This is a genomic window from Bradyrhizobium lablabi (assembly GCF_018131005.1).
GTDB classification, from domain to species: domain Bacteria; phylum Pseudomonadota; class Alphaproteobacteria; order Rhizobiales; family Xanthobacteraceae; genus Bradyrhizobium; species Bradyrhizobium lablabi_D.
The window spans coordinates 625043-645321 of record NZ_JAFCJK010000003.1 but is presented as its reverse complement, the minus strand read 5'-3'; the positions used below and the strand labels follow the sequence as shown (position 1 = coordinate 645321).

16 protein-coding genes are annotated in these 20279 nt (G+C 63.7%); 12 read left to right on the top strand and 4 right to left on the bottom strand.

The window, feature by feature from the left end:
* Nucleotides 1–4 precede the first annotated feature (4 nt).
* The 5 genes from JQ553_RS12970 to JQ553_RS12950 all read left to right on the top strand — a co-directional run bounded on the left by JQ553_RS12970 (nt 5) and on the right by JQ553_RS12950 (nt 7261).
* Nucleotides 5–1177: a phosphoserine transaminase gene (locus JQ553_RS12970; protein ID WP_212500321.1), complete on the top strand. Its 1173-nt coding sequence runs from the start codon at nt 5–7 to the stop codon at nt 1175–1177.
* Nucleotides 1178–1392: 215 nt separating this feature from the next.
* Nucleotides 1393–2982 (top strand): phosphoglycerate dehydrogenase, encoded by a 1590-nt coding sequence (gene serA, locus JQ553_RS12965; RefSeq protein ID WP_212500320.1) that lies wholly within the window; start codon nt 1393–1395, stop codon nt 2980–2982.
* Between the two features lie 198 nt (nt 2983–3180).
* A complete protein-coding gene (locus tag JQ553_RS12960) occupies nt 3181–4353 on the top strand; it encodes an acetyl-CoA C-acyltransferase (protein ID WP_212500319.1) in 1173 nt (390 codons plus the stop codon).
* A gap of 334 nt (nt 4354–4687) precedes the next feature.
* Entirely contained in the window at nt 4688–6340 is a 1653-nt protein-coding gene (locus JQ553_RS12955) for a mucoidy inhibitor MuiA family protein (RefSeq protein WP_212500318.1), read from the top strand.
* An 84-nt stretch (nt 6341–6424) separates the two neighbouring features.
* Nucleotides 6425–7261, top strand: a complete 837-nt coding sequence (locus JQ553_RS12950) for an enoyl-CoA hydratase-related protein (RefSeq protein WP_212500317.1) — start codon at nt 6425–6427, stop codon at nt 7259–7261.
* Between the two features lie 134 nt (nt 7262–7395).
* On the opposite strand, the gene JQ553_RS12945 is transcribed toward JQ553_RS12950, so the two are convergent.
* Together JQ553_RS12945 and JQ553_RS12940 are read right to left on the bottom strand one after the other, a co-directional pair.
* Nucleotides 7396–8661 (bottom strand): acyl-CoA dehydrogenase family protein, encoded by a 1266-nt coding sequence (locus JQ553_RS12945; protein ID WP_312015130.1) that lies wholly within the window; start codon nt 8659–8661, stop codon nt 7396–7398.
* 295 nt (nt 8662–8956) lie between these two features.
* On the bottom strand, nt 8957–10321 hold the full coding sequence (locus tag JQ553_RS12940) for an LLM class flavin-dependent oxidoreductase (RefSeq protein WP_212500315.1): 1365 nt from the start codon (nt 10319–10321) through the stop codon (nt 8957–8959).
* Between the two features lie 258 nt (nt 10322–10579).
* Between JQ553_RS12940 and JQ553_RS12935 the strand changes: the two genes are divergently transcribed.
* From JQ553_RS12935 to JQ553_RS12905, 7 genes are all read left to right on the top strand, one after another.
* Complete coding sequence (locus JQ553_RS12935) at nt 10580–11965, top strand: M20 family metallopeptidase (protein WP_212500314.1); 1386 nt, start codon at nt 10580–10582, stop codon at nt 11963–11965.
* 271 nt (nt 11966–12236) lie between these two features.
* The gene (locus JQ553_RS12930; protein WP_212500313.1) at nt 12237–13091 is read left to right on the top strand and encodes an IclR family transcriptional regulator; all 855 of its coding nucleotides are present in this window, start codon (nt 12237–12239) and stop codon (nt 13089–13091) included.
* A 330-nt stretch (nt 13092–13421) separates the two neighbouring features.
* A complete protein-coding gene (locus JQ553_RS12925; protein ID WP_212500312.1) occupies nt 13422–14333 on the top strand; it encodes an amino acid ABC transporter substrate-binding protein in 912 nt (303 codons plus the stop codon).
* 297 nt (nt 14334–14630) lie between these two features.
* The gene (locus JQ553_RS12920; protein WP_212500311.1) at nt 14631–15362 is read left to right on the top strand and encodes an amino acid ABC transporter permease; all 732 of its coding nucleotides are present in this window, start codon (nt 14631–14633) and stop codon (nt 15360–15362) included.
* Between the two features lie 2 nt (nt 15363–15364).
* On the top strand, nt 15365–16057 hold the full coding sequence (locus JQ553_RS12915) for an amino acid ABC transporter permease (protein WP_212500310.1): 693 nt from the start codon (nt 15365–15367) through the stop codon (nt 16055–16057).
* A 10-nt stretch (nt 16058–16067) separates the two neighbouring features.
* Nucleotides 16068–16799 carry an amino acid ABC transporter ATP-binding protein gene (locus JQ553_RS12910; protein ID WP_212500309.1) on the top strand — a complete coding sequence of 244 codons (732 nt, stop codon included), beginning with the start codon at nt 16068–16070 and terminating at the stop codon, nt 16797–16799.
* A gap of 167 nt (nt 16800–16966) precedes the next feature.
* The gene (locus JQ553_RS12905) at nt 16967–17827 is read left to right on the top strand and encodes a D-amino-acid transaminase (RefSeq protein WP_212500308.1); all 861 of its coding nucleotides are present in this window, start codon (nt 16967–16969) and stop codon (nt 17825–17827) included.
* Between the two features lie 251 nt (nt 17828–18078).
* Here the strand turns inward: JQ553_RS12905 and JQ553_RS12900 are convergent, their stop codons facing one another.
* Together JQ553_RS12900 and JQ553_RS12895 are read right to left on the bottom strand one after the other, a co-directional pair.
* Complete coding sequence (locus JQ553_RS12900; RefSeq protein ID WP_212500307.1) at nt 18079–18540, bottom strand: carboxymuconolactone decarboxylase family protein; 462 nt, start codon at nt 18538–18540, stop codon at nt 18079–18081.
* Between the two features lie 69 nt (nt 18541–18609).
* Nucleotides 18610–20238, bottom strand: a complete 1629-nt coding sequence (locus JQ553_RS12895) for an MDR family MFS transporter (protein ID WP_212500306.1) — start codon at nt 20236–20238, stop codon at nt 18610–18612.
* Nucleotides 20239–20279: the final 41 nt, after the last annotated feature.

Here is a 20279-nt window from a genome sequence, read left to right as displayed (position 1 = left end):
GATCATGACTGCAGCGAAGCCCGCTTCGCGGCCCAACGTGCCGCATTTCTCCTCCGGCCCCTGTGCCAAGCGCCCCGGCTGGAACCCCGAAAATCTCAAGGATGCCGCTCTCGGCCGCTCGCATCGCGCGAAGGCCGGCAAGGCCAAGCTCAAGCTCGCGATCGAACTGACGCGCGAAGTGCTTGAAGTCCCTGCCGATTACAAGATCGGCATCGTTCCCGCGTCCGACACCGGCGCGGTCGAAATGGCGCTGTGGTCGCTGCTTGGCGCGCGCCCCGTCACCACGCTCGCCTGGGAATCCTTCGGTGAAGGCTGGGTCAGCGACATCGTCAAGGAACTCAGGCTGAAGGACGTCACCAAGCTCAACGCGGGCTATGGTGAAATCCCCGATCTCTCCAAGGTCGATCCGAAATCCGACGTCGTCTTCACCTGGAACGGCACCACATCGGGCGTTCGCGTGCCAAACGCTGACTGGATCAGCGCCACCCGCGAAGGCCTCACGATTTGCGATGCGACGTCGGCCGCTTTCGCGCAGCCGCTCGACTTCGCAAAACTCGACGTCGTCACCTTCTCCTGGCAGAAGGCGCTCGGCGGCGAGGCTGCGCATGGCATGCTGATCCTCTCGCCGCGTGCGGTCGAGCGGCTGGAGACGTACAAGCCGGCGTGGCCGCTGCCGAAAATCTTCCGCCTCACCAAGGGCGGCAAGCTCAACCAGGGTATCTTCGAGGGCGAGACCATCAACACGCCGTCGATGCTGTGCGTCGAGGACTATCTCGACGCGCTGAACTGGGCGAAGTCGATCGGCGGGTTGAAGGCGCTGATCGCGCGCGCCGATGCCAGCACCAAGGTGCTCGCCGATTGGAAGGCGAAGACGCCGTGGATCGATTTCCTCGCCAAGGATGCCGCGATCCGCTCCAACACTTCGGTGTGCCTCAAGATCACCGATCCCGCGATCACCTCGCTCTCGGCGGACGCGCAGGCCGACTTCTGCAAGAAGCTGGTTGCACTGGTCGAGAAGGAAGGCGCCGGCTTCGATTTCGCGCATTACCGCGACGCGCCGGCGGGCCTGCGGGTCTGGTGCGGCGCTACCGTCGAAGCCAGGGATGTCGAACTGCTGACCAGGTGGATCGACTGGGCCTTCGCCGAGACCAAGGCCGCGTTGCCGAAGGCAGCGTGATGCTGACTTTCACCTCTCTCCGTTCTCATGGGGAGAGTCTGCGCATAGCGCCGGGCGAGAGGCCTATCACCGCTTGCACTCGTGCTTGTGGCTGCCCCTCACCCCAACCCTCTCCCCGCAAGAGCGGGGAGAGGGAGAAGAAATAGCTCCGAGCTTTTCACCCATTCCGGCCCGCGGGCCGAGCCTTCCTGAAGGGGAGGCGAAGGAACGATCCGATGACCAAGCCCAAAGTCCTCATTTCCGACGCGCTGTCTCCCGCCGCCGTGCAGATCTTCAAGGATCGCGGCATCGAGGTCGATTTCCAGCCCAACCTTGGCAAGGACAAGGAGAAGCTCGCCGAGATCATCGGCAATTACGACGGCCTCGCGATCCGCTCGGCTACCAAGGCGACGGCGAAGATCCTCGACAAGGCCAAGAAGCTGAAGGTGATCGGCCGCGCCGGCATCGGCGTCGACAATGTCGAGATTCCGGCCGCCACCGCCAAGGGCATCATCGTGATGAACACGCCGTTCGGCAATTCGATCACGACCGCCGAACATGCGGTCACGCTGATGCTGGCACTGGCGCGCGAGATTCCGCAGGCCGACGCCTCGACCCAGGCCGGCAAGTGGGAGAAGAACCGCTTCATGGGCGTCGAGATCACCGCCAAGACGCTGGGCGTGGTCGGCTGCGGCAATATCGGGTCGATCGTCGCCGACCGCGCGCTCGGCCTGCGCATGAAGGTGATCGCCTATGACCCCTTCCTGTCGCCGGAGCGCGCAAAGGACATCGGCGTCGAGAAGGTCGATCTCGACGAACTCTTCAAGCGAGCCGACTTCATCACGCTGCACACGCCGCTGACCGAGAAGACCAGGAACCTGATCGACGCGGCGGCGATCGCCAAGATGAAGAAGGGCGTGCGTCTCATCAATTGCGCCCGCGGCGGGCTCGTCGACGAGCAGGCGCTGGTCGACGCGCTCAATTCAAAGCACGTCGCGGGCGCCGCCTTCGACGTGTTCTCCGAGGAACCCGCGACCTCGAACGTGCTGTTCGGCCATCCCAACGTGATTTGCACGCCGCATCTCGGCGCCTCCACCACTGAAGCGCAGGAGAACGTGGCGCTGCAGGTCGCCGAACAGATGTCGGACTATCTGCTGTCGGGCGCGATCTCGAATGCGGTGAACTTCCCCTCGATCACTGCGGAAGAGGCGCCGAAGCTGAAGCCGTTCATCGAGCTCGCCGAAAAGCTCGGCTCGTTCGCCGGCCAGCTCACCGAGACAGGCATCATCAAGACCCAGATCATCTATGAGGGGCACGTTGCCGAGATGAAGATCAAGGCGATCACCTCGGCGGTGCTGACCGGCCTGCTGCGGCCGATGCTGGGCGATGTCAACGTGGTTTCGGCGCCTGTGGTTGCCAAGGAACGCGGCATGGTGGTGGACGAAATCGTCCGCGCCGCGCAGAGCGATTATGAAAGCCTCATCTCGGTCACCGTCACCACCGAGCGGCAGGAGCGTTCGGTGTCGGGTACGGTCTATGCCGACGGCAAGCCGCGCCTCGTCGACATCAAGGGCATCCGCGTCGATGCCGAGTTCGGCAAGTCGATGATCTACGTGACCAACGAGGACAAGCCCGGCTTCATCGGCTCGTTCGCGAGCCTGCTCGGCGACGCCAGGATCAACATCGCAACCTTCCATCTCGGTCGCGTCAAGCAGGGCGGCGACGCCATCGCGCTGGTCGAGGTTGACGGCGCGGTGCCAGCGGATGTGCTTGCCAAGGTGCAGGCGCTGCCGCAGGTGAAGCAGGCCAAGGCGCTGTCGTTTTAGAACCTTATCGGTTCTGATTGAATCAGTAACAGCTCTCAAGCACGCCAATATTCCGATCTGCGGAACCAAGCGCCGTCTCCGGCCGCGGAGACGGCGTTTGTGGTCGGGTGGCCTCTGGTATCGCTGTCGCGGCGCCGAAAATATGTGTACCAATGGGTCAAGACGCGCCACAATCGGCGATCTCAAAGGGAGAAAACAATGCGTGAAGCCGTAATCGTTTCCTATGCGCGCACGGGCCTGGCGAAGTCCGCCCGTGGCGGATTCAACATCACCCCGCCGATGACGCTCGCCGCCCACGCGATCAAGCATGCGGTCGATCGCGCCGGTGTCGACAAGGACTATGTCGAGGATTGCTATCTCGGCAATTGCGCGCATGGCGCACCGAACATCGGCCGCCAGGCGGCGCTGCTCGCCGGCTTGCCGAAATCGACCGCCGGCGTGTCGGTGAACCGCTTCTGCTCATCGGGCCTGCAGACCATCGCGATGGCCGCCAACTCGATCCGATCGGACGGCGCCGATTGCATCGTCGCCGGCGGCGTCGAGAGCATCTCGATCCCCGGCGGCGGCTCGCCGAAGGAATCGATTGATCCGGACCTGCTGAAGACCGCGCCCGACATCTTCATGGCGATGATCGACACCGCCGACATCGTCGCGGAGCGCTACAAGCTCAGCCGCGAATACCAGGACGAATATTCGCTGGAGTCGCAACGTCGCATGGCGGCAGCGCAGCAGGCCAACAAGTTCAAGGACGAGATCGTCCCGATGAAGACCAAGATGAAGGTGGTCGACAAGGCGACCAAGGCCGAGTCGATCGTCGACTACGTCGTCGACCGCGACGAGTGCAACCGTCCCGAGACGACGCTCGAAGGCCTCGCCAAGCTCGAGCCCGTGAGGGGCCCCGGCAAGTACATCACGGCGGGCAATGCCAGCCAGCTCTCCGACGGCGCCGCCGCCGTGGTGCTGATGGAGGCCAAGGATGCCGAGAAGCGAGGGCTCAACCCGATGGGCCGCTTCGTTGCTTGGGCTTCGGCCGGCTGCGAGCCGGACGAGATGGGCATCGGCCCGATCTACGCCGTGCCGAAGCTCTTGAAGCGCCACGGCTTGAAGATCGACGACATCGATCTCTGGGAACTCAACGAGGCGTTCGCCAGCCAGTGCCTCTATTCACGCGACAAGCTCGGCATCGATCCCGAGAAGTACAACGTCAATGGCGGCTCGATCGCGATCGGCCATCCCTTCGGCATGACCGGTGCCCGTCTCACCGGCCACCTGCTGCAGGAAGGCCGTCGCCGCAAGGCCAAATGGGGCGTCGTGACGATGTGCATCGGCGGCGGCCAGGGCGGCGCGGGACTCTTCGAGATCTATAGCTGAGTCATCGGCTCGGCTGATTCAAGGGAAGTGTCAGCACGGCGTCTCAGGGCGCCGTGCTTTTTTGTGACAGTCTCTCAATCGTCATTGCGAGCGAAGCGAAGCAATCCATAGACAGCTCCGCTTGCGCCGAGAGATGGATTGCTTCGCTGCGCTCGCAATGACGGCGATGGACGCCGTCCCGCCACGTCGCCGCCGCGCCGGCGCCACCGCCACGCCGCGCGGAAGCCTCAATCGAACCGGTTGCCTTCCTGCCGCGTCCAAGCACGAGGGGTGCGCGCCCGAGCGGAGCACATCGATGATTTCGCGTGGCGTGATGATTTGCAGGAGAGATATCATGCGATTGATTGCGAACTGTCTTGTCACGACCAGCCTCGTACTGGTGACGGTGCTGTCCGTCGGTCCGCTTCGCGCGGCCGATCTCGACGCGGCCTCCAATGTCGACGCGGTCACCGTCTATCCCGATGGCGCAAGCGTCACCCGCGTCATTACGCTCGATGTGCCCCCCGGCGACAATACGCTGGTGGTGAAGGACTTCCCGCTCTCGCTCGATCCATCCTCGTTGCGGGTGGAAGGCGAGGCCGGCACGAGGCTGACGATCGGCGCGATCGATGCGCGGCCGCCGCGGCAGGTCGCGCCGGCGAGCCTGCCCGAGATCGACAAGCGCATCGAGACGTTGAAGGACGAGCGCGCCGATCTGCAGGGGATCATCACTGCCGCCGAGGCACGGAAGAAATTCGCCGAACGCTTCGCCGAGGCTTCGCCAGTCGGCCTCGGCGAGAAGGGCGAGGCGCGTCCGGTGAGCGAATGGCGTGCCGCGTTCTCCGCGGTTGCGGACGAGGTCGCGACCGCCAACAGCGCGATCCGTGACGCCGGGCGCAAGCAGCGCGAGATCGATCGCGAGATCGCCCGGCTCGAAGCCGATCGCGCCGCCAAGCCGCCGAGCAAGCTTGAAGTGCGAATCGAAGTCGCTTCGGCTGCCCCGACAAAAGCGACGCTGCGCATAACCTATGCGGTACGCAACGCGCGCTGGACGCCGCTCTACGACGCGCGTCTCGACACCGGCGCGAAGGACCGGAAGCCCGCGATCGAGCTGGTGCGCCGCGCCGAGATCACGCAATCGACCGGCGAGGACTGGTCGAACGTGGCGCTCGGGGTCTCCACTGTCCGCGTCGCGCGCGGCGGCAATGCGCCGGACCTTTCTTCGCTGATCGTGCAGTATCCGCAGGCGCTGCGTCCGATGGCCGCGGGCAAGATGTCGGACAGGTCCGCGCTGACTGCTGCGCCGGCGTCCGAGCCTGTCGAGAATTTTGCCAAGCGCGCAGACGAGCGAGAGGCGCTCGCCGAGCTCGGTGCCTTCCAGGCGACTTTCCGGATTCCCGGCCGTATCAGCGTCGCCGCCAAGGAGGGTGCCAAGAGCCTGCGCATCTCGACCGCGACCATCGTGCCCGATCTCGCGGTCCGCGCGGTGCCGGTGATCGATTCCACCGCATTCCTCGAAGCGAGCTTCGTGCAGGGCGAGGATGCGCCGCTGCTGCCGGGGCAGGTGTCAATCTATCGCGACGGCATGTTCGTGGGCCGTGGCAAGCTGGCCGCTACCGCCAAGGACGAAATCGTTCGGCTCGGCTTTGGCGCGGACGACAAGGTCAAGATCGAACGCACGGTGGTGAAGCGCAACGAAGGCTCCGCCGGCCTGATCGTGACGACGTCGAAGACCGACGAGCGCGCATTCAGGACCACGGTGCGAAACGGGCATGATTTCCCGATCAAGGTTGCGATCCAGGATCAATTGCCGGTCAGCGAGAACGAAGACATCGTGGTCGAGATGCTGCCAGCGTCGACGCCTGCGACCACCACCAACCTCCGCGACAAGCGCGGCGTGCTCGAATGGGCGTTCGAGGCCAAGGCGGGCGAGGTCCGCGATGTCAACTTTGCCTGGCGGGTGCGCTGGCCAAAGGACAAGGGCGTCGTGATGGTTCCGGCGGGGTGACTTGCATCCAGCGCCGATGACATCCTTCCCGATCTCGGGCATGACTCTGCCAAAGGCGATCAATGCCGGAGATCGGGAGGATCCATGAGTTACCAGCACATCATCGTCGACGATCCGCGCCCGCGCGTCCGCCGAATCACGCTGAACCGGCCGGAGAAGCGCAATGCGCTGAACAACCGCCTGCGCGCCGAAATCTTCGAGGTGCTGGAGCAGATCGACCGCGATCCGGATGTTTCCATCTCGATCGTGCGCGGCGCCGGTCCGTGCTTTTCGGCCGGCTACGATCTTTCCGCGGACAATCGCGTGGATCAGCCTTATCATTCCGCAGCGGGACCCGGCCAATGGTCGCGCCATGTGGTCGAGGGTTGGTTCTCGATCTGGGATCTCGCAAAGCCGGTCATCGCGCAGGTGCACGGCTACTGCCTTGCCGGCGGCACCGAGCTTGCGACCGCCTGCGACGTTGTCTACGTCGCCGATGATGCCCAGATCGGCTATCCGCCGGTGCGGCTGATGAGTCCGCCCGACATGCAATATCACCCCTGGCTGGTCGGCATGCGTCGCGCCATGGAGTTGATGCTGACGGGTGATGCGATGTCGGGCCGCGAGGCCGCCGAGTCGGGCTTTGCCACGCGCGCATTTCCGCTTGCCGAACTGGAGGCGAAGACACTCGACTTCGCCGAGCGTGCGGCGAAAGTGCCGATCGAGCTGCAACAGCTCAACAAGCGCTCCGTGCATCGCGCGATGGAAATCATGGGGGCCCGCGCCGCGATGCGCGCCGGCACCGAAATCCAGGCGCTCGCCTTCACCACCGAGGCGAGCCGGGCCTACATGTCCAGCTTCCGCCGCGACGGCTCCAGCGTGAAGGCCCAGCTCGACCAGCGCGACACCACGTTCGGGGACTACCGGACGAAGCAGACGTGAGCCGTCATCGCCTTGCTTCCGCCATTGCCGTGCAGTTCATCGCCCTATTTGTGCGCGATCTCCGCGCAAATGCTTCGGGTTTGCCGTGTGGGGAAAACCGCGAAACACCTTTTCGGATCATGCTCAGAAAACCTCTATTGACCTGATATCGGATCAACTGGCGGAAAGCCGAGCGCGTTCTTACCGGCAGCGCCGTAGAGCCTCTCCTGCGCGAAGAAGTGCTGTCTGGCCGCGTGGATATCGCGCAGGCGGCGCTGCAGCGGCGAGGTATTCATGATGGAGCTCGAACCGCCAAGCGTGTAGCAGCCACTGACGACTTCAGTGCAGGCCGCATGAACCCAGGCACTGCCCTGAAGGCCCTCGGCCAGATCGGCCTTGTTGTCGAGCGTGCCTTCGAGCGCCCGGCGCCACTGATCTTCAGCCTGCGTCTGCGTGAGCGCGCGGGCAGCTCGCAGCACGGCGTTCAGCCGGCCGAATTCATGCTGGACGATGGGCGAATCCTTGATATCGGTGGCGGCGAAAAGCTGACGCCGGCCGGAGCCAGCCACGGCGGCGAGCTCTGCGGTTGCGCCCGCCGCGATGCCGACGGCGACAGCCGCATGGAAGCTCGCGCTGAACGGAAAGATTGCGGTTTCGAGCGGGCCCGGCACGGACGACTTGCCCTGAAACAAGTCGAACACGTCCTGTTCGGGGACTTCCACATTCTCCAGCGCCACATGGTGGCTACCGGTGCCGGTCAATCCTGAGGCTCGCCACGTGTCCTCGATCTGCCAGCGATCGGCGGGAAGAACGAAGAATCTGGATTGCGGACCTTGCTCCGACATCACGGGCTGTCCGTCCTTACAGATCACAAAATGACCGCCGATCCACTGGGCGTTCTGACAGCCGCTGACGAACGGCCAGCGTCCGGAAACCCGGTAGCTTCCGTTGATCTTCTCCGCCTGTCCGGCTGGGGCACCTGACCCCGCCAAGATCGCGTCGGGGTCCTGGAGAAAGATCCGCTCGAGGACCGCTCGCGGCGCCCTGGTCGTGAAGATGGCCGACGTTATGTAGATCATCGTCATCCAGCCAATAGAGCTGTCAGCCGCCGCCATTGTCTCGATCATCGGCGCCACCTCGGCGGCATTCAGTTCGAGGCCGCCGAGGCTGCGCGGCATCATTGTGCGGAACAAGCCGAGGTGCCGAAGCTTGTCGGCAATATCGGACGGCACCCGCCGGCCCTCCTCGATTTCCTTCGAGCGTGCGGTAAATTCCGGCGCGAGATCGCGAAGGGCTGCGAGCAAGCGTGCGGCTTCGCCTGCGGGTGCCTCTCGCGAAATAGATGCATCAATGCGGCCGCGTGCCGTCTTGCCTGTGACCAAGAGCGCCTCCTTGAAAAGGAGCCGGCATCGTGCCGGCACCGTGCAGAAGGCAAGGCTGGTACAAGGCCCTTGTTGCCAGACCGTGGCAAAGGTTGGCCGGTTGGTTACAGATGAAATGCAGGCGGGCCGGCCGGATCAAACGGTCGTGACAGGCGGCCGTAGCGTGGCTGGCTCACTTTTCTCTTACTGGAGAGCCAATACGACAATCCGTGTGGAATCGTTCAAGACGATGAAAGGTTGGCACCGCGACATTTTTGACGACGTGGCTGATGAACTTGGAGCGCTGCGCCGAGCATGGAGAGCTGCCCGTTCGTCCTTCGCGAGCACTTCCAGTCTAGACGCGATAGCGGCTTGCCGGATGCGTGTCGTTTAGCCGGGCGCGCCCGGCACCGAACAGCTTCTCGCGCAAGGTGCCCTTGGCATAATCGCGCTTGTAGCGTCCGCGCCTCGTTAATTCGGGCACGAGCATGTCGGCGATGTCCTCGAAATCGCCGGGCGAGATCGCAAACGCAACGTTGAGGCCGTCGACGTCGGTCTCCTCGAACCACTGCTCGATTTTGTCCGCGACCTGCTCCGGCGTGCCGACCACGACGGGTCCGGCGCCGCCGATCCCGACATGTTCGGCGACCTCGCGCACGGTCCACACGCGGCCGGGATCGGCGCGGGTGACGTTGTCCATCGCGGAGCGGCCCGCCTCGTTCTGCACGTGGCGCACTTCCTGGTCGAGCGAATAGGTCGAGAAATCGACGCCGGTCCAGCCCGACATCAGCGCCAGCGCGCCCTCATGGCTGACATGGCTGCGATAGTCGGCATATTTCGCCTTCGCCTCCGCTTCGGTGCGGCCGACGATCAGGCACATCATCGAGAACATCAGGATCTCGGCCGGGTTGCGGCCCTTCTCGGCAGCGAGTTCGCGGATCGCCGCGACCCGCGGCGCGATCACCTTGGACGACGGGCCCGACATGAACACGCATTCGGCGTGCGCGGCCGCGAACTGCCGGCCGCGCGGCGAGGTGCCGGCCTGGTAAAGCACCGGCGTGCGCTGCGGCGACGGCTCGCTGAGATGGATCGCGTTGAGCCGGTAATTCTTGCCCTCGTGGTGCACCGGATGCACCTTCGAAGGATCGGTAAAGATGCCGCGCGCGATATCGCGGATGGCGGCGTCGTCTTCCCAGCTGCCTTCCCAGAGCTTGTACACCATTTCCATATATTCGTCGGCGATGTCGTAGCGGTCGTCATGCGCGGTCTGCTTGTCCTTGCCGGCGCCCCGGGCCGCGGAATCCAGATAGCCGGTCACCACGTTCCAGCCGACCCGTCCGTCGGTCAGATGGTCGAGCGTGGACATACGACGCGCAAACGGGTATGGCGGCTCGAACGACAGGTTGCTGGTGACGCCGAAGCCTAGATTTTCCGTCACTGCGGCCATCGCCGGGATCAGCATCAGCGGCTCGTTGGCGGGAGTTTGCGCCGCGTTGCGCAGCGCCGCATCCGGATTGCCGGCATAGACGTCATAGACCCCGAGTACGTCGGCAAGGAACAGCCCGTCGAACCGCCCTCGCTCCAGCGTCTTCGCCAGATCGATCCAGTAGGGCAGCTTGTTGTAGTCCTTGGTGCGGTCGCGCGGATGGGTCCACAGCCCCGGCGACTGGTGCGCCACGCAATTCATGGCAAAGGCGTTGAGTCGAATTTGCTTTGTCATCGCTGAAAACCTGGGAGCGCTCGATTGACGCCCGGTCATGCGCCGGGCTTTCCGGGCAGAAGTTGCTGCGACTTGCCTTGTTTTGGCAAGGCCCATTCGCATTCGCCCCACTTCCGGTCGCATGCCGATCCCGATAGTTTGGCGCCTTAGGCATGATCCGAAGGCGCGTAGCGGCTCTCCTCGCGACAAACGCGAAGCGTTTGCGCGGGGATCATGCTCAAACAAAGAGATCTTGGGCGTCATTCTGAAGGGACAATCATGGCGACACGGGCCGACGCGATCGCGATCGCGCGAGAGCATTTTCAATCCGGACAGTTTCTCAAGGAATTGGGCGCCAGGGTCGCCTACCAGACGGAAAGCGTGAATGCCGACAAGGCCGACGCGCTGCGTGCCTATCTGGTCGAGAATTTGCAGCCGGCCCTCGCCGAGCTCGATTTCAAGACCCGGCTGATCGAATCGCCCACGGGGCGCGGGCCCTATCTGATCGCCGACTACCAGGAAGACGCCTCGCGGCCGACCGTGCTGACCTACGGCCATGGCGATGTCGTCGACGGCATGGCCGGCGAATGGGGCGAGGGTCTCAACCCATGGCAGACCACGATCCGGGGCGATCGCGCATATGGCCGCGGCACCGCCGACAACAAGGGTCAGCACTCGATCAACATGGCTGCGCTTCGGGCGGTGAAGCAAGCGCGCGGCGGCAAGCTCGGCTTCAACGCCAAATTCATCATCGAGACCGGCGAGGAGATCGGCTCGCCCGACCTGCGCCAGGTCTGCGACGCGCATCGCGAGGAGCTCAAGGCCGATCTGTTCCTGGCCTCGGACGGGCCGCGACTTTCGGCTGACAGGCCGACCATCTATCTCGGCTGCCGCGGCGGAAACCGCATCCATCTCGATGTCAATCTGCGCGAAGGGGCGCATCATTCCGGCAATTGGGGCGGCGTGCTGGCCAATCCCGCAACCATCCTCGCCAACGCCATCGCGAGCCTCGTTGACGGCAAGGGCCGCATGAAGCTCGAGGTGCTGAAGCCGCCGCCGATCTCGAACCGCGTCCGTGCCGCGCTCGCGGACGTCAAGATCGAACCATCAGCAGACGAGCCTGCGCTCGCGCCGGACTGGGGCGAGGAAGGCCTGACGCCGGCGGAGCGGCTATATGCCTGGAACACGCTGGAAGTGCTCGCGATGTCGTCAGGCAATATCGAAAAGCCGGCAAATGCCATTCCGGGCAGGGCGAACGCCGTGTTGCAGCTTCGCTTCGTGGTCGGCACCAAACATCTCGAGGTGATCGACGCGGTGCGCACGTATCTGCACGCCAACGGCTTTCCGATGGTGGAGGTCTCGGGCGCGCAGCGCTTTGCGGCCTCGCGCACCGATATGGACAGTCCCTGGATCGACTGGGCCGTGGACTCGATCCGCACGACCACTGGCAAGGCGCCCGCAGTGCTGCCGAATACCGGCGGCTCGCTTCCCAACGACGTGTTCTCGGAAGGTCTCGGCCTGCCGACGATATGGGTACCGCATTCCTATCCGGGTTGCTCCCAGCACGCGCCTGACGAGCACATCCTGTTGCCGGTCACCGAAGAGGCGCTCACGATCATGGCCGGCCTGTTCTGGGATCTCGGCGAGACGCCGCGCAAGTCGTGAGGTGCGCAGGCCTGCTTGCGTCACGGCCGGGAAAAGGCGCGACGTGCGTCTTCGCACACGATGTTGCGGCATCGCCGTACCGCCGGATTTCATACCACGAAATTAACCGGACGGACGTGCTGCATAGCACTGCAATTAGTTGAAACGCGCGTTTTGTCTGATGAAAATAGAGGATGTCGCGCCGAGCCCAACGGCTCTAGGATGAAGCCTGCGGAGACTGTGTCCGCGATGGATGGCCGGATCGGAATTCGCGACGTTGAAGGGGCTGGCAATGAACGCATCCACAATCACATCAGCGCGGGGCGGCCGCAGAAGATTCCCACCGGAGCCGGGGCAGCCGGACAAGTTCAACGCGATCCAGAAGGTCTGCGCGATCCTGCGCGTGCTGGCGCAGCGCTCGCCCCTGCGTCTCACCGACATCGCCGACGCCACCTCGCTGAACAAGGCTACCGCGCTGCGCATCCTCAATTCGCTGATCGAGGAGGGCTTCGTCAGCCGGGTCATGGGCGCCAAGACCTATGAGCTCGGTCAGGAGGCACGGGTGATGGCGGTCGGCGCGCGGCGCTCGGTCGATATCGCCGAGCTGGCGCAGCCGAGCCTGCTGCGGCTGTCCGAGCGCTCCGCCGACACGGCGCTGTTATCGGTGCGCTCCGGCGTCGAGGCGCTGTACCTCGCGCGCTCGGTCGGCAGCCATCCGTTGCAGCCGAACTATCTGCAGATCGGCAGCCGCCGCCCGCTCGGTGTTGGCGCCGGCGCGCTCGCGCTTCTGGTGTGGCTGCCGGATGCCGAGATCGACGCCATCATCGAGGTGATCGTACCGCGGCTTGCCAAGTCGCCGCGCATCACGCCAAAACTGCTGCGCGAGCGCATCGCTTCCGCGCGCAAGGTCGGGCATACCGTGCTGATCGATGCCGCCTTTCCCGGCATGGGCGGGGTCGGCGTTCCCGTCCGCGACGATTCCGGCGAGGTGGTCGCCGCGCTCTCGATCGGCGCCGCCAGCGACCGCATCCGTCGCCGCGAGGCGGAACTCTCCGACATGCTAAAGAAGGAGGCGCAGGTGCTGGCGCGCGCGATCGCACAGCCGGCACGTCCCCATCCGGCCAAGCCGATCAACAGGGGAATCTAACGACTGCGGCGCCTTGCGGCGGTGAGCGCTTCAGGCCATCATCTGTTTTGATAGGCCGGTCCAGGCGTTCGTGCCCGTCCGCGCGGGGCGATTTCGCGTCAATCGATACTAAAGTATGCAGGCTCTATCGGCTCGCAGACAGGTATGATTTCGGCCGCACGCCCGAGGACATTAGGCGGCAGCGGCAAAATAGGGGGCGCCAGCGTCACGATCATGGAAACACTCGGTCATTTCAGATGAACGAGAATCCGAACAGTTTCGCCGCCCAACCGCGCCCGTCCTCACTGACATTCTCACGCAATCGACCATTTTCAGGCAAGGAGTAGACGTATGACACGCAAATACCTGATCGGCCTCGCGCTCGCCGCGGCGCTCGGCGCAGGCCAGGCACAGGCGGAGGAGCTGACTGGCACGCTGAAGAACATCAAGGAGACCGGCGCGATCACGCTCGGCTTCCGCGATTCCTCGATTCCCTTCTCCTATCTCGACGACAACCAGAAGCCGATCGGCTACGCCATGGACATCTGCTACAAGATCGTCGATGCCGTGAAGAAGGAGCTGAAACTCGACAAGCTCGAGGTCAAGCTCAACCCGGTCACCTCGGCGACGCGCATCCCGCTGATGGCGAACGGAACCGTCGATCTCGAATGCGGCTCGACCACCAACAACGCCGAGCGCCAGAAGCAGGTCTGGTTCACCAACACCCATTTCTTGACCGCGAGCCGCTACGTCTCGAAGAAATCGAGCAAGATTAATTCGATCGACGACCTGAAGGGCAAGACCGTGGTCTCGACCGCCGGCACCACCAACATCAAGCAGCTCACCGAAGCCAACGTGGCGCGCGGCCTGGGTGTCAACATCATTCCGGCAAAGGACCACGCCGAGGCCTTCCTGATGGTCGAGACCGATCGCGCGGTCGCCTTCGTGATGGATGACATCCTGCTCGCGAGCCTGGTCGCCGGCTCGAAGGCGCCGGGCGATTACGTGATCTCCAAGGACGCATTCTCAAAGCCCGAGCCCTACGGCATCATGCTGCGCAAGGATGACGCTGCGTTCAAGAAGGTCGTCGACGCCGCCACCGCCGCGCTCTACACCGGCGGCGAGGGCCAGAAAATCTACGACAAGTGGTTCACCCAGAAGGTCCCGCCCAAGGGGTTGAACCTCAACGTGCCGATCGGGACAGAGCTGAAGAACGAGTTCGCCAAGCCCTCCGACTCGCCCGATCCGGACGCGTATAAGTAAAGAAGACCCTCATTGTGGGGGGCCGCGCAAGCGGCGAAGATTTGAGAGCCGCACCGTTCCCTCTCACCGCGCTTCCGCGAGAGAGGGTCAGGGTGAGGGGCTCGCTCCGCAAAAGCGGTGAAAGCTGAACTCGCGGAGCGGGTCGCATCTTGCGGATGCGATCCGGCCTCTCCCCGCAGGCGGGGCGAGGCGGCAGATGGAGTCCGGCCATTTTGGAGAGGAGATGGCCGGACATTTGCATAGAGGCGAGTGCATAGAGGCGAGAATGCGTGGCTGACGCGTTTGCGCGGGGGACCTGTGAACTACAACTGGAATTGGCACATCTTCCTTGAGCCGAACCCGATGGGGACCGGCACCTATCTCGACCTCCTGCTGGCGGGACTGGTGCTGACCATCAAGACGGCGCTGCTCGCGTGGATCATCGCGCTGATCTTCGGCTCGGTGATCGGTGTGTTGCGGACGCTGCCGTCGCGGGCGGCATCCTGGATCGGCTTTTGCTGGGTCGAGTTCTTCCGCAACATGCCGCTTCTCGTGCAGCTTTTCCTGTGGTTCTTCGTGCTGCCGGAACTGCTCCCGAAGGCCGCGGGCCTCTGGCTCAAGCAGTTGCCGAATGCGCCGTTCTGGACCGCCGCGATCGGCGTCGGCCTGTTCATGTCGGCTCGCGTCGCCGTGCAGTTGCAGGCCGGCATCTCCTCGCTGCCGCGCGGCCAGAGGCAGGCCGCGACCGCGCTTGGTCTCACTACGTTTCAGACCTATCGCTACGTCCTGCTGCCGATGGCGTTCCGCATCATTCTGCCTCCGCTGACCTCCGAGTTCCTCAACACCATCAAGAACACCGCGGTCGCGATCACCATCGGGCTGATCGAACTGACGGGGCAGGCGCGCTCGATGCAGGAATTCTCCTTCCAGGTGTTCGAAGCGTTCACGGCGGCTACCGTGCTCTATCTCCTCCTCAATTTCATCGTGGTCACCGCGATGCGCTGGCTCGAGCGCTACGTCGCGATCCCCGGCTACATCTCGGGGAAATAGCTATGCTCGGCAGTTTCGATTTCGACGTCATCCGCCGCTCGCTGCCCTACCTGTTCTTCGAGGGCATGCGCTTCACGCTGACCTTGACCGCGCTCGCCGCCGTCGGCGGTCTCGTGTTCGGCACGCTGATCGCGTTGATGCGGCTCTCCGGCTACAGGCTGCTCGGCCGCGTTGCAGGCTTCTATGTCGACTTCATGCGCTCGCTGCCGCTGGTGCTCGTGATCTTCTGGTTCTACTTCCTGGTGCCCTATATCGGGCAGTGGCTGACTGGAGCATCGCGCCCGATCACCGTCGGGGCATTCGCTTCCTCGCTGATCACCTTCATCATGTTCGAGGCGGCGTATTTCTCCGAGATCATGCGCGCCGGCATCCAGTCGATCTCCAAGGGGCAACCGGCTGCCGCGAGCGCGCTCGGCCTGACCTACGGTCAGAGCATGCGCTACGTCGTGCTGCCGCAGGCGTTCCGCAACATGCTGCCGGTGCTGCTGACCCAGACCATCGTGCTGTTCCAGGACACCTCGCTGGTCTACGTGCTGTCGATCCCGGATTTTCTCGGCGCCGCCAGCAAGGTGGCGCAGCGTGACGGCCGCCTCGTCGAGATGTACCTGTTCGCCGCGCTGGTCTACTTCACCATTTCCTGTGTTGCCTCCTACTGCGTCCGCCGCCTGCAGGCGCGTATTGCCATTGTGCGCTAGCGAGTCATTCATGATCCAGATCAAGCACGTCGATAAATGGTACGGGCCGAACTTCCAGGCGCTGAAGGATTGCACCACCAGTGTCCTGAAGGGCGAGGTCGTCGTAGTCTGCGGTCCCTCCGGTTCGGGCAAGTCGACCTTGATCAAATGCGTCAACGCGCTGGAGCCGATCCAGGGCGGCGAGATCATCCTCGACGGTATCAGGGTCAACGATCCCAAGACCGATCTGCCGAAATTGCGCTCGCGCGTCGGCATGGTTTTCCAGCATTTCGAGCTGTTTCCGCATTTGCGGATCGTCGACAATCTCTGCCTCGCGCAGGAAAAGGTGCTGGGGCGCAAGCATGACGACGCCGTAGCCAAAGGCATGAAGCTCCTGGAGCGCGTCGGGCTGACGGAACATGCGAAGAAGTACCCGGCGGAGCTTTCCGGCGGCCAGCAGCAACGGGTCGCCATCGCGCGCGCGCTCGCCATGGATCCGATCGCGATGCTGTTCGACGAGCCGACATCGGCGCTCGATCCCGAGATGATCAGCGAGGTGCTCGACGTGATGGTCGACCTCGCCCGCGAAGGCATGACCATGATGGTGGTCACCCACGAGATGGGCTTTGCCAACAAGGTCGCCGACCGCGTGATCTTCATGGACCGCGGCGAGATCGTTGAAGACGCCAAGAAGGCCGACTTCTTCGGAAAACCCCGCAGCGACCGGGCGCAGAAGTTTCTGTCGAAGATCCTGTCGCACTGACGCTGAGGCTTCGACCTGTCAAGGCATTGCGAGGAACTCATTCGCGCGACCCGTTGGCTCGCAATCACGAGTAGGGGCTCCGGAATACCGCGTCCGGGGTTTATCGCCGTCGACAATTTGCGTATAGGAGGGAGCGAAAGCCGCGCAGCGTCCGCAGGAGAACTCGCTTGGAAAAGATCGCTTACGTCAACGGCTCGTTCGTGCCGCACTCGGAGGCCAAGGTCTCCGTCTTCGATCGCGGTTTCCTGTTCGCCGACGGCATCTACGAGGTGGCCGCGGTGCTCGACGGCAAGCTGATCGACAACGCCTCGCACCTGGCGCGGCTGCGGCGATCGGTCGGAGAGATCCAGCTCGCGCTACCCGAAACCCTGGCGCGGATCGAGGAGATCCAGAAGGAGCTCGTCGCGCGCAACAATCTCGTCAACGGCATGGTCTATCTCGAGGTGACGCGCGGCGCGGACACGGGGCGCGATTTCGCTTTCCCGAAGGGAGATGTCGAGCCGACCTTGGTGATGTTCATTTCGGAGAAGGACATCATCAACGCGCCCTCGGCCAAGGTGGGAATCAACGTCATCACAGTGCCTGACATCCGTTGGACACGGCGCGACATCAAAAGCGTGGCGCTGCTTGCGCAGGTGCTGGCCAAGCAGGCCGCCGCCGCAGCCGGCGCCGGGGAAGCCTGGATGATCGAGGACGGCAAGGTCACCGAGGGTGGCTCGTCCTCCTGCTTCATCCTGACCCAGGACGACGTGCTGGTGACGCGTCAGAATGGCAGCGAGATCCTGCCGGGCTGCACCCGCAAGGCGGTGGTGAAGCTCGCCGAGGAGCGCCAGCTCCGCGTCGAGGAGCGCGCATTCACGGTCGAGGAAGCGCTCGCCGCCAAGGAAGCCTTCATCACCAGCGCCTCGGTCTTCGTGCAGGGCGTGGTTGCGATCGACGGCAAGAAGGTCGGCAACGGCGAGGTGGGCCCGATGACCGACCGCCTGCGCGAGATCTATATCGAGTTCGCGAAGGCGACGGCGGTGTAGTGCGGTCCGCCGCGCCCCCGATATGTCGTCGCCCGCGAAGGCGGGCGACCCAGCATTCCACAGACGCTAGAGCATTTTCGATTCTGATTGAATCAGAACCGAAGCTCTCGATTCTTGTTTTGACGCGTTTTCTTCGCGCGAACCGGCGTCCACTTCGCTCGAAAACGCTTTAATGCTTGAGCAGCGAGCCGTGGCGTACTGAATGCCCCACACGAAGCGGGGCATGACACGAAGCGTGCAGCGGGCCGTTCTTACGCCGCTGCTGCCTTCGCCTTCACCGGGTGGATCGCCCGGAAGCTGATGGCGAGCCTGTTCCAGGCGTTGATGGTTGCGATCAGCATGGTCAGGTTGACGGTTTCAGATTCCGAGAACTGGGCGCGCACGGATTCATAGTCGGCGTCCGGCGCATGCGTATCGGCGATCAGCGTTACCGCCTCGGTCCAGGCCAGCGCCGCACGTTCGCGGTCGGTGTAGAGCGGCGACTCGCGCCAGGCGCCCAGGAGATAGATCCGTTGCTCGGTCTCGCCCTGCTTGCGGGCGTCAGAGGTGTGCATGTTGATGCAATAGGCACAGCCGTTGATCTGCGAGGCGCGGATCTTGACCAACTCGATCAGCGATTTCTCGAGGCCGCAAGCCTGTATCTGGGCCTCGAGCGAGCCCAGAGCCTTCATGGTGTCAGGGGCGGCCTGGTAGAAGTTCATCCGGGGTTTCATGGTCGTTCTCCTTTGTTGGTTGAGATAAGGATCTGGTTGCTTGACGCGTCTCTTCACGTGAGCCGATATCTAGTGGGCGCCGCCGCCTTCGAGATGGCCGGGGTTCTTCAGCAGCATGGACGCAACAAGCGCGACAATCAGCGCCGCGCCCAGCAGAAAGAACAGGTCGCTGAAGGCCATGATGAACGCCTGCTTCTGCACGATCTTGCCGATCGCGACGATGGCGCGATGGACCGCTTCGGCATGGTCGGTGACACCGTGATTCATGAAATACTGCGTCAGCTTCTCGATCCGCGACTGCGTCGCCTGCTCCAGCGTCGAGACGGACTGCATCAGCACGTTGGAGTGATACTGCTCGCGCTTGGTCAGGAGCGTCTGCAGCAGAGCGATGCCGACGGCACCGCCGAGATTGCGCATCATGTTGAACAGGCCGGACGCCGAGCCCGCGTTCTCCGCCTCGATGCCCGCGGTGGCGACCGCCGACAGCGGCGCGAACACAAGCGCCTGGCCGACGGCGCGGACGACATTGGGCCAGAACAGCTGATCGGTTGCGTAGTCGTTGGTCATGTAGATGTTCATGAAATTGGATGCGGCGAACAAGGCGAAGCCGACTCCGATGATGATCCGCGCGTCGAAGCGCTGCATCAGCCGCGGCACCAGCGGGATCAGGAACAGCTGCGGCAGACCGGTCCAGGCCAGCACCATGCCAATCTGTTCGGCGTTGTAGCCCTGGATCCGTGACAAATAGACCGGCAGGATGAACACCGAACCGTACAATGCGATGCCGAGCAGGAAGTTGGCGAGGATGCCGAAGCCGAAATTGCGTCGGAGCAGCAGGCGCAGGTTGAGCAGCGGCTTGCTGACGCTGAGCTCGATCACCAGGAAGGTGGTCAGCGCAACGGCCGCGATCAGCGACAGCCTGACGATGAAGGGCGAGCCGAACCAGTCGTCCTTGTTGCCCTCTTCCAGCACGGTCTGCAGCGCGGCAAGGCCGATCGCCATCGTGATGATGCCGGGCCAGTCGCCCTCGCGCAGCAGCGACAGCTTCATCGGCTTCGATTCCAGAGAGACGAACAGCATTGCGATCATCAGGGTGCCCGGCACCAGATTGACATAGAAGATGTACTGCCAGCCCCAGTTCTCGGTGAGATAGCCGCCGATGGTCGGTCCGATCGCGGGCGCAAACGTCGCGGAGATCGCGAACATCGCCAGGCCGATCGGCTGTTTCGCTTTCGGCAGCAACGTAATGATCAGCGTGAACGCCATCGGGATCAGCACGCCGCCGGTAAAGCCCTGCACGGCGCGCAGCGCAATCATCTGCGGCAGGTCCTGCGCCAGCGCACACGCCGCCGAGAACACCAGGAACAAGGTGGCGTTGGTCAGGAGATAGATCCGCACGGAGAACACCTGAGCGAGCCAGCTGCTCAAGGGGATCACCACGATCTCGGCGATCAGATAGGAGGTCGAGATCCAGCCGCCGTCGTCGATACCGGCGCCGATCGCGCCCTGGATGTCGGCGAGCGAAGCGTTGACGATCTGGATGTTGAGCACTGCCATGAAGGCGCCGAGCGTGGAGCCGATGACCGCGATCCAGGCCTTTGCGGAGACCGAGGGCGCGACAGGCGCGGCAGCCTTCGGAGTGGCGCTGAGGGCGGGGAGGCCTGAAGCTGTTTCAATCGTGGGCTGGAGCGTGGTCATGGGGATGTCCCCTTGCTTTTGGTAGATCGAGAATGCACCAG